The organism is Halomicronema hongdechloris C2206, assembly GCF_002075285.3.
Lineage (GTDB): Bacteria > Cyanobacteriota > Cyanobacteriia > Phormidesmidales > Phormidesmidaceae > Halomicronema_B > Halomicronema_B hongdechloris.
The window spans coordinates 4816825-4830217 of record NZ_CP021983.2 but is presented as its reverse complement, the minus strand read 5'-3'; the positions used below and the strand labels follow the sequence as shown (position 1 = coordinate 4830217).

Here is a 13393-nt window from a genome sequence, read left to right as displayed (position 1 = left end):
ATATCAAAGTTAAAGAAAGCCGATTTAGTGGAGTTATTGACAGCCGCCTAAAGAAAACAGCCCCGGCGTCTTAGGCCGAGGCTGTGCGAAGGTATTTTCAGGACCAAAGCTAGCGCTTAGTCGATATCGCCCATGGCCAGCACGGGTTCTGTCTCACGCTCGATGCCCTTCTCAAACCCGGCTGCCGAAGCCCGAGCCCGACCGGCGTGCCAAAGGTGACCAACCAGGAAGAAGAAGGCAAGAACGAAGTGAGAAGTGGCTAGCCACTGCCGGGGGTTCACGAAGTTCACTGAGTTGATCTCAGTGATAATGCCACCCACGGAGTTGATGGAGGCGTTAGGGGCGTGAGTCATGTACTCAGCCGCACGCCGTACTTGCCAATTTTGAACGTCGTTCTGAATCTTATCGAGATCTAGACCATTGGGACCCCGCAAGGGTTCTAGCCAAGGACCTTTAAAGTCCCAGAAGCGCATGGTCTCACCCCCGAAGATGATCTCGCCAGTGGGAGAGCGCATCAAATATTTACCCAGTCCGGTGGGGCCTTGAGCGGCGCCGATGTTAGCCCCTAAGCGCATATCACGCACTAGGAAGGTAAAGGCTTGGGCCTGGGAAGCTTCCGCATTAGTCGGTCCGTAGAATTCACTGGGATAGGCAGTGTTGTTGAACCAAACATAGAAAGCGGCAATGAAACCCATCAGAGAGAGCGCCCCCAAGCTGTAGGAAAGATAGGCCTCTCCAGACCAGATTAGAGCTCGACGAGCCCAGCCGAAGGGCTTAGTCAGAATATGCCAAACACCGCCAGCAATGCAGATAAGGGCAATCCAGATATGACCCCCGATGATGTCTTCCATGTTGTCGACACCGATGATCCAGCCCTTACCCCCAAAGGGAGTATCGGTCAGATAGCCTAAGATCTTGGCTGGATTCAGGGTGGGGTTGGTGATGATCCGCACATCTCCACCGCCAGGAGCCCAAGAGTCATAGACTCCACCAAATACACAAGCTTTTAGCACCAGCAACAGCGCTCCACATCCCAGCAGGACCAAGTGGATACCGATGATAGTGGTCATCTTGTTCTTATCTTTCCAGTCATAGCCGAAGAACGCGGAATATTCTTCCAACGTCTCAGGGCCACGTACGGCGTGGTAGATGCCCCCAAGCCCTAATACGGCAGAAGACACCAAGTGCAGCACGCCAACGACGAAGTAGGGGAAGGTGTCTATGATTTCACCACCAGGACCCACACCCCAACCTAGGGTGGCCAGGTGAGGGATCAGGATAAAACCTTGCTCGTAGAGAGGCTTCTCAGGGATAAAGTGAGCCACCTCAAACAGAGTCATGGCTCCGGCCCAAAACACAATCAGACCGGCATGGGCGACATGGGCACCCAACAACTTACCAGACAAGTTAATCAAACGGGCGTTACCAGCCCACCAGGCAAAACCAGTGGATTCCTGGTCACGCCCAGTAATGAACGTGTTACTAGAGAGCGTTACCACGGGGCAGTACCTCTTCTGGGAATACAAACTTCTGATGGGGTTGGTCAGTGGGCGCCATCCAAGCCCGGATGCCTTCGTTCAGCAGAATATTCTTGGTGTAGAACGTCTCGAACTCAGGGTCTTCGGCAGCTCGTATCTCCTGCGACACAAAGTCATAGGCCCGCAGGTTTACCGCTAACCCCACGACACCGACTGAGGCCATCCACAAACCAGTCACTGGCACAAACAACATGAAGAAGTGCAGCCAGCGCTTGTTGGAGAAGGCAATCCCGAAAATCTGAGACCAGAATCGGTTTGCCGTCACCATTGAGTAGGTCTCTTCCGCTTGGGTCGGCTCAAAGGCACGGAACGTGTTGGCGTTCTCCCCATCCTTGAACAGGGTGTTCTCGACGGTGGCACCGTGAATGGCACACAACAGGGCGCCGCCTAACACTCCAGCCACCCCCATCATGTGGAACGGGTTCAAGGTCCAGTTATGGAACCCTTGGAAGAACAGCAGAAAGCGGAAAATGGCTGCCACGCCAAAGCTGGGGGCGAAGAACCAGCTGGATTGCCCCAGCGGGTACATTAAAAAGACCGAGACAAATACCGCAATCGGGGCGGAGAAGGCAATGGCGTTGTAGGGCCGCAGGCCCACTAGACGAGCAACCTCAAACTGACGCAGCATGAAGCCGATGAGACCAAAAGCGCCATGCAGGGCCGTGAAGGTCCATAGACCACCGATCTGACACCAGCGCACAAAGTCGCCTTGGGCCTCAGGTCCCCACAGCAGCAGCAGCGAATGCCCCATGCTGTCGGGGGGGGTGGAGATGGCTACGGTCAAAAAGTTACAGCCTTCCAGGTAACTGGAGGCTAACCCGTGGGTATACCACGAGGTGACGAAGGTGGTACCGGTCAGCCAGCCCCCAATCGCCAGGTAGGCGCAGGGGAACAGCAGTAGGCCAGACCAACCGATAAACACAAAGCGATCGCGCTTCAGCCAGTCATCGAGAACGTCGAACCATCCTCGCTGAGCTTGCGCGCGTCCCATTGCTATGGTCATGTCAAATCCTCTTTATATGACATACAGTCCAATAAAACATGGAGACTATCTCCACCGGCCTGGGCCACGGAAGAGTCTCCAAGCGAGGAGCCAGGTCTTACCGTAGGAGACGCATCCCTTGGCAAACCAGCAGGTTCTCGCTGAAACCCTACTGGACGACCTTGGCGACTAGCCCAAAGCAGCCTACTTAGAACTACTTTAGGGGATCGAGGTTTTTAATTATGATACGGAGAGATTCAATTTTTTACAATCTGACATGTTGTGTCTCAGGAAGGAATGGGTGCTGATCGGGCCTTTCTGAATCAAGTTTTTAAGGGATGGGACAGGATTCAGTACACTGGGAATTGCCGATGGTGGTGACGGCGTCTGAATCGGTGAAGCCCTATCTCTATTAGCGCTTGAAACTACCGAAGCTCCGTGCCGTGGCCACTCCTAGCGCGGATCTAGGGTATTGGATTGCTAATGATTATTTGATGAACAGTCTATGACGGTATCTGCCCAATCTGCTGATAATCAAGTGCTCAAGCGCACTGTTCTCGGTGCTCGCCGTCTGAGTAATTACTGGTGGGCTACGGTGACTTGCTTGGGAGGCTTGGGGTTTCTATTGGCTGGGATTTCCAGCTATTTGAACGTCAATTTGCTGCCTTTCGCCGATCCCACCCAACTGGTTTTCATTCCCCAAGGCATTGCTATGGGATTTTACGGGGGCTTGGCCCTGCTCTTGTCCGCATATCTGTGGTTGATTGTGCTGTGGGATGTGGGCGGGGGTTACAACGAGTTCGATAAGACGGCTGACCAAGTGCGCATTATCCGCTCAGGGTTTCCGGGCAAGAATCGCCGGGTCGAGATTATCCATCCCTTAGAGGATGTGATTGCGGTGCGCGTGGCCATTAAGGAAGGGCTGAGTCCTAAGCGAGCCCTGTATCTGCGGATTAAAGGGCGACCAGATATTCCCTTGACTCGGGTGGGGCAACCCCTGCCTCTCTCTGAGTTAGAGAATCAGGGGGCGGAGCTGGCCAGATTTTTGCAAGTGCCGCTGGAAGGGCTGTAGGGGTTTCTGGGTACCCCCAGTCAATTCCTCCTCTGTCGTCTAAAGCCTGGATGAGGGTCTAACTTGTGCTGCTGGACTGAGGCCGCAGTATGTCATCACCACCTTAAACACGATTGCCCATTCGTCGGGAGTCCATTCATGAGTGTTCAGATGCGTCAGGGACTGCTGTTGTTTTTAGTAACGCTGACCCTGTGGCTGGGAAGCTGTACCGGGACGCCGCCTGCTGATGAGGCGGTTGATTCTAGCCCCAGTGCACCGACTGAGGAAGAGGTGACCGTAGCCCCCGAACCCACCGATCCGACGGCAGGGTTACCGGTGCTAGAAGGCTTGGCTACGGTGGAATTGGTGGTGAATGGAGACACCATTGTGCTTGAAATCGACGGTGATGATGCCCCAGTAACGGCGGGTAATTTTGTCGATCTGGTTGAGCGGGGTGTCTATGATGGCACGGTGTTTCATCGGGTGATTCGAGAGCCGGAGCCCTTTGTGGTGCAGGGGGGAGATCCCCTGAGTAAGGATCCGAGTGTACCGGCCCGACGATTTGGTACAGGTAATTTTGTCGATCCGGAAACGGAGACCCCCCGCTATATTCCCTTGGAAATCAAGCCGGCTGAGGCGGAGCGGCCTCTCTATGGCAAGACCTTTGAGGCGGCTGGTATCAGTGCGTCACCTGCCTTGCCCCATACGCGCGGGGCCGTGGCCATGGCTCGCTCTGACATGCCCAATTCGGCCTCGGCCCAGTTTTATATTGCCCTAGGGGATTTGGCGTTTTTGGATGGTAACTATGCCGTGTTTGGCTATGTCACAGAGGGCATGGACGTGGTCGATGGCATTCAGCAGGGGGATACCCTGGAGTCGGCCACGGTGACCGATGGGTTAGACAACTTGCAGGTTAATCCCTAGTAGGCTAAGGCAGAAGGGGAAATCCTGAGAAATTCAGCCTTTCTGCTCTAGTACTCGACCACGACGATATGGATGTAGTGGTGACGGGCATTGGTGTGGTGACGGCCTTGGGTGGGAATGCCCTGACGACATGGCGGCGGTTGTTAGCTGGGCAATCTGCGATCGCATGTCGGCACCCTTTCCCAGAGCTGCCGCCCCGCCCCTTAGCCATGCTGGGAAAGCGACCGGTGCAGCTGCGGCCCTTGCTGCGCCAGGCGGTGCGTCAGGCCCTGGCCGATGCTGGGCTGGCCCCGCCCCTGCCAGATTGTGGGGTGATCATTGGCTCTAGCCGTGGCTACCAGCGAGACTGGGAGGCCTTTGCCGCCGGGCACCCCCTCACCCATTGGCTGCAGACCCTGCCCCACATGGGGGCGATCACGGCGGCACGCCAGATTGGCTCCCTGGGCCGACCCTGGCGCCCATGGCCGCCTGTGCCACCGGGCTGTGGTGCCTGGCTCACGGCTATGAGTGGATCCGCACGGGACGATGCGATCGCATCCTGGCCGGCGCCGTCGAAGCCCCCATCACCCCCCTAACCCTGGCCGGCTTCGAGAAGATGGGCGCCTTGGCCCAACACGGATGTTATCCCTTCGATAGCCAGCGCCAAGGCCTAGTGTTAGGGGAAGGGGCGGCCATGTTGGTATTGGAGTCGGCAGAAGTGGCCCAGCGTCGTCAGGCTCCCATCTACGGTCAACTGCTGGGGGTCGGCATTACCGCCGACGGCTATCATGTCAGCGCCCCAGATCCGGCTCAACGCAGTCGCCACACCGCCCTGGCCACCTGCCTGCAGCGCAGCCAGCTCTGCCCCGATCAGGTCGACTGGATCCACGCCCATGGCACCAGCACTCGCCTCAATGACCAGACCGAGGCCCAGTTGCTACAGCAGTGCTTTCCCCATCGCCCGGCGATCACGTCCACCAAGGGGGCTACCGGCCATACCCTGGGAGCCTCCGGCGCCATTGGCGTGGCCCTGAGCCTGTTGGCCCGGCCACCAGACCCTGCCCCCCTGCGTGGGCCTACGGCAGCCCGCCTTTGATCTCAACCTGGTACGAGCGGCCACCGCAGCGTCCATCCAAGCCACCCTCTGCCTCAGCTTCGGCTTTGGCGGTCAGAATGCGGCCCTGGCCCTGGCCCGCTGGCCGCAGCATCGAGTGAGGAAGCTAGACTAGTCATGGTCTGGTGATTCAGATCTCCTGGCCCAGTTCCCCTAGCCGCTAGAGCAAAATCTAGGGCAGTATGCAGCTAGGATGCTAAGGCAGCTTGCCCTGTATGACTTTCAGTCAGGCTCCGCCAAGCACGTAGCGGCCCCGCAGGGGCAACGAAGTCGTTGGCATAGCCTGCCCGGAGGGCATAGGGAAGGCAGAGGCAGAAAGGGACATCCTGATACATGCAGGCCTTGCCGCGCTAGTCAACAGAGGCATTATTGCTGCCACAGAGTACTAGGCACCTGGCCCACCTCACCCGTATATATCCATTAGGCTAAGACCCCAGAGATGACCATGCATCCACCCCGTAGACATCCTCGCCGCCTATCCCCCGGTGCCATGGCAACCGGGGCCTTGACGGTAGCGTGGTGTCTCTTGCAGAGTTTAACGCCCCTACCGCCGGCCCTAGCCCAGGCAGAGAGCGAAGAGCTGACCTATGGAGAGTTCTTAGAGAAGATCGACCAGGGCCAAGTAGAGCAGGTCAATATCGATCCCAGTCGGGGCAAGGCAACGGTGCAACTGAGTAACCAGGCCGAGGATGAGCCGCCGCGCCAGGTGGTGCTCTTCAGCAACGACCGCAATCCCGAGCTGATTCGGCGGCTGCGAGCCAACGATGTTGACGTCGAGATCGCCGATGCCAGTGGCAATGGGGCCATAGCCTGGCTCGCCACCAACTCACTCTTCGTGATGATTTTGGTATTAGGGCTGCTGCTGATCCTGCGGCGCTCGGCTTCGGGGGCAGGGGGAGCCATGAACTTCGGGCGCTCCCGGGCTCGGTTCCAGATGGAAGCCAAGACCGGCGTGCTATTCGACGATGTGGCCGGTATCGAAGAGGCCAAAGAAGAGCTGCAGGAAGTCGTCTCCTTCCTGAAGAAGCCCGAGAAGTTTACGGCCATTGGGGCTCGCATCCCCAAGGGGGTGCTGTTGATTGGCCAACCGGGCACCGGTAAGACCCTGCTGGCCAAAGCCATCGCTGGTGAGGCCGGAGTGCCCTTCTTCAGCATTTCCGGCTCCGAGTTTGTGGAGATGTTCGTCGGTGTCGGGGCCTCGCGAGTACGGGATCTGTTCAAAAAGGCCAAAGACAATGCCCCCTGCATCGTCTTCATCGATGAAATCGACGCCGTCGGTCGCCAACGGGGCACCGGCATCGGCGGTGGTAACGATGAGCGGGAGCAGACCCTGAACCAGTTGTTGACCGAGATGGATGGCTTCGAGGGCAATAGTGGCATCATCGTCATTGCCGCCACCAACCGCCCCGACGTCTTGGATTTTGCCCTGTTGCGGCCGGGCCGATTCGATCGCCAGATCATCGTCGATCTGCCCACCTACAAGGGGCGGCTGGCCATTCTAGAGGTCCACGCTCGCACCAAGAAAATTGACCCAGAGGTGTCTCTGGAGGCCGTGGCTCGTCGCACCCCCGGCTTTTCTGGGGCCGAGTTGGCCAACCTGCTGAATGAAGCGGCCATCCTCACGGCCCGTCGCCGCAAAGAGGCAATCACCATGCAAGACATCGAGGATGCCATCGACCGCCTCACCATCGGCCTTAGCCTCACCCCTCTGCTCGACAGCACCCGCAAGCGCATGACCGCTTACCACGAAGTGGGCCATGCCCTGCTGACCACCCTGCTGGAGCACTCCGATGCCCTCAATAAAGTCACGATTATTCCCCGCTCTGGCGGCGTCGAAGGCTTTACCCAATCCCTGCCCAACGAGGATCTGATCGACAGCGGGCTCTACACCCGCAGTTGGCTGCTGGATCGCATTACCGTGGCCCTGGGCGGTCTAGCGGCGGAGGCAGAGGTCTACGGCGACCTAGAGATCACCACCGGTGCTAACGGCGACATCAAGCAGGTGACCACCCTGGCTCGGCAGATGGTGACCCTCTACGGCATGTCAGACCTGGGGCCAGTGGCCCTGGAAAACATGGGCACGGAGGTATTCTTAGGCCGTAATATGATGCCCCGCTCTGAATATTCAGAAGCCATGGCCACCCAGATTGATGAGCAGGTGCGCACCATCGCCAACCACTGCTATGGCAAGGCTCGCCAAATTCTGCGCCAGCATCGGTCGCTGATGGATCGCTTGGTCGACCTATTGCTGGATATGGAGACCATGGACGGAGACCAGTTCCGCCAGATCGTCAGTGAGTATACTCCGATTCCCGAGAAGCAGTTGACGCCATCGGCCTCTAGTTAGGACTCTGCAGAGCGGCTCGCTGACTGCGATACATGGCCTGCAGCACTAGAGCCGGATCGACCCAACTGCCCCGATATTTCAAGCCCCAGTGCAGGTGCGGTCCGGTGGTGCGGCCGGTCATGCCGACTCGACCGATGCGGGCCCCAGCCGGCAGTCGCTGCCCCTCGACAATGCGAAGGCCCCCGTGGCTGTCTTGCATGTAGCGGCGGCCGTTTTCCTGCACTACGTGGCCGTGCATGTGGCAGTAGATGTGACGCCAGTCGCCGGAGCGGACGACGATAGAGGTGCCGCAGGAGCTATTGTCGGAGACTTCTATCACTTGGCCGCCCCACCAGTTGCGCACATAACTGCCGGAGGGAGCGGCTAGGTCGAGGCCATAGTGGAAGCGCTGCCCGCCGCTGTAGGGATCTTGGCGATAGCCGAAGGGAGAGGTGTAGGCTTGGAAGTTTTCCACCGGGAAGGAGGCCCCTTGCCAGGGATCTGCGATCGCAACGTTACCGGCGGCAACCTCCACCGCATCTACCTGGGCCGGATGCTGGACCAGATCGACTATGCCCCAGAGACTGATCCCGGCCACCGCCAGCATTCCTACCGATCGCCGCCGTAGCAATCCGGCTCGCCTAGAAAAACGAATCAGCGTCGTCAACAAGCGTGTCATAGGCACTGCCCACTAGATGAAACTAGGGTGAGCCAACCGCCTGAGGATCCCTGGCCTGAGTATCCCTGGATAGCACAGAGCGCGATAGTCCCAGCTGTTGGCCGCAAAGACAGATGTCAGTAATTCGCTAAATAGCTTAGCCCAATTTGGCCCCAGAGACACGCCTAGAGAGAGGTGAAGCCATAAATTTCATCGTTAGCCGGGCAGGGGTTTGACCAAGACCCGATCCCCCTCGACTTTGACGTTGAATCGGGGTAAGGGGCTGGGGGCCGGACCACCCACCACATCGCCATCGACGGCGTATTGAGACTGGTGGCAGGGGCAGACAAATAGCTCCCGGGCCACGTTCCAATCCACGGTGCAGCCGGCATGGGTGCAGGTAGGGTTGACGGCATAGATCACATCCGGACTGTTGGGAGAGCGAGCCAGCAGGATGGTGCCCACCGGCGAGTCCTCGCTGAGAACTTGGCTATTTTCGCCAAACTGGCTGAGGCTGGCTACCTCAACATATTCAGACTCTGCCTCCGATTCCGATTGGGGGGATTGAGACCTAGGGGGTGCAAGCTGCGATCGCAACCGGCAATGAACTGCCCAAACAACCAATCCCAATCCAACCTAAAAACTCTCGACGATCCATACAGTTACCTCAAGGTAATAGCCTGTCCTGTAGGCTGCACCCGTTTCTCCTCTCATCAACGCCTATAGCAACCGGGCCTATGCTTAGGACGGTTGCGGTCAGGTAGCTCCCTAGTCTAGGCATGTCAGCGATTCTCAATGTCCTAAGCTACCTGACAAATGCAATAGCTATCTAGAGATCGTTGACACTATCCCAAAGGGCATATGATCCCTCCGTTGGGGACCATAGCACTGAGTCCGCTTCTATCTTGTATCACGACTAGCACGCCTGCTCCCACGGCTGGGCGGCCTCAGGGGCTTTGGTCAGCCCGAATGCAACGCCGCCGAGCGACCATAGCGCTGCATCACATGGTGATGGGCTGCCAGTTCTTCCGCATCATCCAGGGCCGGCAGCGTGAGTTCCGGATCATTATATTTGCGACTCAGGGCCAGCCAGAGCAGATAGTCAGCCAAATGGGGATTCTTCGGCAATAGCGATCCATGCATATAGCTGCCAAAGATATTGCGATGGCGAGCCCCTTCATGGCCTTCGAAGGCATTGTTGCCAAAGCCAGATAGCGTTGTCGCTAACGGCACCACCGTCGCCCCCAAGCAGGTCTGGCCAGAATGATTTTCAAACCCCACCAGAGTCCGAGGAATCGGCTTCGGCTCGGTGTAGATGGTCTGCATCTGTTGGTAAATGTCCGGGGAGAGTTCCGCAATCAGGTTGCCAATGCAGCGCTGCTTCACCTCGGTACTAGGGGCCCGAGTGCGGACATCGATAATGCCCAATCCCTGTGTTTCCTGGCCATTGCCCATGAGAAAGGTGTGGCCCATCAACTGGTAGCCCCCGCACACCCCTAAAAACACCCGATCACTCTCCGTATCTTGGTAAATGGCCTCAGCCTTGAGTCGATGAAAATCATCCACGACCATCAGCTGATCGTGATCTTGACCGCCCCCCATGAAGTACAAATCCGTCTGCCCCGGGTCAGCTGTGTCTCCGATCTCTTGCGATCGCACCCGGCAGTCAATGCCCATCCACTGGCAGCGCTGCCGCAGCACCAACACATTGCCCGTATCTCCATAGAGATTCAAGTGGGTGGGATAGAGGTGGGTCAGGGTCAACTGCAGCGCCATGGCCATTCACAGATATCTACTCCAGCACTTTACCCATGGCCTTGCGGAAAGCCAGCATGGCCGTATAAGTGGGCAGTACATAGATGGTATCGCCGTCTTGGCCGCGACTGCAGGTCTGATCGATGGCCGCCGGAATCGACTCGCAGACCGCGATCGGGCAAGGGCTGCCAGGGGCTGCCGCCAGGGCATATTTTAGCCGCACCGCCATATCCTTAGCCCGAATGCCACTGCAGAGGATCCACGCCAGGTCGGCTCCCTGTAGCCGCTCCAGCTCGCTGTCCCAGAGCCAAGACACATCTTTGCCGTCGGCGGTATTGTCGTTGATGATCAGCAGCAACTTTAAGGCCGGCAGCCGCTTCAGCAATTCCAGGGTCAGGGTGAACCCAGCCGGATTCTTAATCAACAGCACCTGATAGCAGACCTGGGTCCCTCCCCGCCGCTTCACCAGAATTTCCCCGCGACCAAAGGCCGGGTTAAACCGCTGCAACCCCTGGGCCGCCTCTGGGAGAGTAAGGCCCAGACGCTGGGCGATGGCCAGGGCCGTGAGGGCATTGTAGACATGGAAGAAGCCCGGAGCTAATACCTTAACTGAGACTCCCGAAATGGGCTGATCATCAAGGACTCCGCTGACCTCGCAGGTGCTGGTTAAATCCGGCTGAATTTGAATCTGGGTGGCCCGCAAGATATTCTGACTCAGGGAATCCGTGGCTCGGGGAGTACCCTCATAGGGCAACTGCCGGGCAATGGCATCGGTCAGGGCAATCCAGTAGGTAGGGTTGGCTAGCCCCTGGGTGAGGCGGGCCGTGCGCGGATCATTGCCATTCAGCACCACCGTCGCTTGCGGGCATTGGCCAATGCCATCCCGAATCAACTTTTCCGTCATGTCGGTTTCGCCATAGGCATCCAGCTGGTCCCGATACAAGTTGGTGACGGCAATGATATCGGGCCGCAGCAGGCGAGCGATGCGAGGCAGGGTGGCCTCTTCCACCTCGAAGATGGCATGGGTGGCCTGCAGACGACCCCGGAGATCGGCCTGCCGCAACAACTGCGACAAAATACCCTGACTCAGATTCGCCCCCGCCTGATTACGTAGCACCCGCATCTGGGGCCGTTGCCCCAGAATGGCACTGAGCATGGTTTGGGTGGTGGTCTTCCCATTAGTGCCGGTGATGACGATGATGTAGGGAATCTGGGCCACCAGGGCCGGAAACACGAAGGGGAAATAGCGATTCACCAACAGACCCGGCAACGCCGTACCAGAGCCGCGTCCACTCAACCGCAGCAGGCGAATCAGCAGCTTCGCCAACACAACAATGGGAATCAGGACGATGGCTTTCATGCTGTGCCTTAGAGCTGGCCGCAGTCGGCAATCACCACCGGTTGCCTGGGTTTGCCGCTGCTGCTACCCACCGCTTCCATGCGCTTGACCACATCCATGCCCTCGACCACGTGGCCGAAGACCACATGCTTGCCATCCAGCCAAGGGGTGGCCACGGTGGTGAGGAAAAATTGGGAGCCATTGGTGCCCGGACCGGCATTGGCCATGCTCAAGATTCCCGGCCCGGTGTGCTTTAACTCGAAATTCTCATCGGCGAAGGTGCGGCCATAGATCGACTCGCCGCCGGTGCCATTGCCGCGGGTAAAGTCACCCCCCTGGCACATGAAGTCGGGAATGATGCGGTGAAAGGAGGATCCCTTGAAATGCAAGGGCTTGCCCGAGGCTCCCGTGCCCTGCTCTCCCGTGCAGAGGGCGCGGAAGTTCTCAGCGGTCTGGGGCGTCACATCGGTCCGCAATTCTATCACGATGCGGCCGGCCGGTTGGCCACCGATGGTGATGTCGAAGAAGACTTGGGGATTGGTCGAGTCAGTCATGGCCACAGGAGATAGGTAAAGACGATCTCACCAGGAGATGTCTGGGGTACTCAGGCATTAAGCCATAGGCCGGGCGAAACTGCAATCTCAGGGTGTGGCCTAATCGCTAGAAGTCAGGCAGGCTAGGTATAGCTGTGGTCACTTTGCTTAGGACATTTCGGTCACCCTGAGCGGAGTCGAAGGGCATTACTGTGGCGTTAGCGCGACGTTATGGCTTTCCCCGCTGGGGAGGCGATGCCAACGACAAGCTCAAGCCGAACGGTGTCTTAACCATGATGGCTGCCGCTATATCTGGCGGCTTGACTCAAGCACAGTACCGATTGGCCACCTGGCATGGCAGCAGACGCCAGCAATCCCTAGACTTGAATTATGATGAAGCCACGCTAACCCTGGCGCTAGTCCTATGGTTCACACCGACCTTGACCAGAACCTACCCAGCAGTGACGAACTACCCTGTTCAGACGATACTCCTGTGGATAATGAGGATCAAAACTTCTTGCCCAATTACCTGCTCTTTCTGCTGGAGCTGATCTGGAAAGACCGGGATGATTGGTTCTTCGGCGTGGACATGGGTATCTATCACACCACTGGGGTTAGTCCTAAGGTACCGGTGGTGCCGGATGGCTTTTTAAGCCTGGGAGTGCCCCGGCGCAAGTCGGGCAATACATCTCGCAAGAGTTACGTCGTTTGGGAAGAAGACGATATCGTCCCCACGTGGGTGCTGGAAATATCGTGTCTTGGACGCCGGGGGGCGAGTATGACACTAAGCTGGCTTTTTACGAAAAGCTCGGGGTCCTCTACTACCTGGTCTACAACCCAGAGCATTGGCAACGGGATCGCCATCAGCCCTTCGAACTGTATCAGTTGATCGAGGGACGCTATCAGTTGCAGCTGGGAGAGCCCTATTGGATGCCTGAAGTGGGGCTGGCTGTGGGACGCAGCCGAGGTGTGGTCGGTGGCATCGACCGTGAAATTCTGTCCTGGTTTAATCAGCACGGCCAGCGTTATTTATCGGCTGAGGAACGAGCTCAACAGGAACGGCAAGCTCGCCTGGAGGCGATCGACCAACTGCACCAGATGGGCCTCTCGGTGGAGCAGATTGCCACCGCCTTGCAGCTATCGGTAGCTGTGGTTGAGGAACAACTGGCAAAATGAGCTTCTGGTGAGGGATAG

At 57.9% G+C, this 13393-nt stretch carries 10 protein-coding genes and 2 pseudogenes; 5 read left to right on the top strand and 7 right to left on the bottom strand.

Going from position 1 to position 13393, the window contains the following annotated elements:
* Positions 1 to 116: 116 nt before the first annotated feature.
* Positions 117 to 1499 carry a photosystem II reaction center protein CP43 gene (gene psbC, locus XM38_RS22000; RefSeq protein ID WP_187329502.1) on the bottom strand — a complete coding sequence of 461 codons (1383 nt, stop codon included), beginning with the start codon at positions 1497 to 1499 and terminating at the stop codon, positions 117 to 119.
* Positions 1483 to 2541: a photosystem II D2 protein (photosystem q(a) protein) gene (psbD, locus tag XM38_RS21995; protein WP_080808099.1), complete on the bottom strand. Its 1059-nt coding sequence runs from the start codon at positions 2539 to 2541 to the stop codon at positions 1483 to 1485. The genes psbC and psbD overlap by 17 nt, the downstream gene beginning before the upstream one ends.
* Positions 2542 to 3025: 484 nt before the next feature.
* Here psbD and XM38_RS21990 point away from each other — a divergent pair, with 484 nt between their 5' ends.
* The 4 genes and pseudogenes from XM38_RS21990 (at position 3026) to ftsH (ending at position 7935) form a co-directional block, all read left to right on the top strand.
* Entirely contained in the window at positions 3026 to 3592 is a 567-nt protein-coding gene (locus XM38_RS21990; protein ID WP_080813371.1) for a photosystem I assembly protein Ycf4, read from the top strand.
* Between the two features lie 138 nt (positions 3593 to 3730).
* A complete protein-coding gene (locus XM38_RS21985) occupies positions 3731 to 4495 on the top strand; it encodes a peptidylprolyl isomerase (protein WP_088431060.1) in 765 nt (254 codons plus the stop codon).
* Positions 4496 to 4563: 68 nt separating this feature from the next.
* Positions 4564 to 5703 (top strand): annotated as a pseudogene (locus tag XM38_RS29240) (beta-ketoacyl-ACP synthase).
* 330 nt (positions 5704 to 6033) lie between these two features.
* Positions 6034 to 7935 (top strand): ATP-dependent zinc metalloprotease FtsH, encoded by a 1902-nt coding sequence (gene ftsH, locus XM38_RS21975; RefSeq protein WP_256995710.1) that lies wholly within the window; start codon positions 6034 to 6036, stop codon positions 7933 to 7935.
* Here the strand turns inward: ftsH and XM38_RS21970 are convergent.
* From XM38_RS21970 to XM38_RS21950, 5 genes are all read right to left on the bottom strand, one after another.
* Complete coding sequence (locus XM38_RS21970) at positions 7928 to 8593, bottom strand: M23 family metallopeptidase (protein ID WP_080813374.1); 666 nt, start codon at positions 8591 to 8593, stop codon at positions 7928 to 7930. The genes ftsH and XM38_RS21970 overlap by 8 nt on opposite strands.
* Positions 8594 to 8788: 195 nt before the next feature.
* The gene (locus XM38_RS21965) at positions 8789 to 9196 is read right to left on the bottom strand and encodes a QcrA and Rieske domain-containing protein (RefSeq protein ID WP_187329501.1); all 408 of its coding nucleotides are present in this window, start codon (positions 9194 to 9196) and stop codon (positions 8789 to 8791) included.
* Positions 9197 to 9532: 336 nt separating this feature from the next.
* Positions 9533 to 10348: a type 1 glutamine amidotransferase gene (locus tag XM38_RS21960; protein ID WP_080813378.1), complete on the bottom strand. Its 816-nt coding sequence runs from the start codon at positions 10346 to 10348 to the stop codon at positions 9533 to 9535.
* Between the two features lie 16 nt (positions 10349 to 10364).
* Positions 10365 to 11687: a Mur ligase family protein gene (locus XM38_RS21955; RefSeq protein WP_080813379.1), complete on the bottom strand. Its 1323-nt coding sequence runs from the start codon at positions 11685 to 11687 to the stop codon at positions 10365 to 10367.
* Between the two features lie 8 nt (positions 11688 to 11695).
* Positions 11696 to 12220, bottom strand: a complete 525-nt coding sequence (locus tag XM38_RS21950; protein WP_080813381.1) for a peptidylprolyl isomerase — start codon at positions 12218 to 12220, stop codon at positions 11696 to 11698.
* Positions 12221 to 12623: 403 nt separating this feature from the next.
* Here XM38_RS21950 and XM38_RS29235 point away from each other — a divergent pair.
* Positions 12624 to 13375, top strand: a pseudogene (locus XM38_RS29235) (Uma2 family endonuclease).
* Positions 13376 to 13393 lie beyond the last annotated feature (18 nt).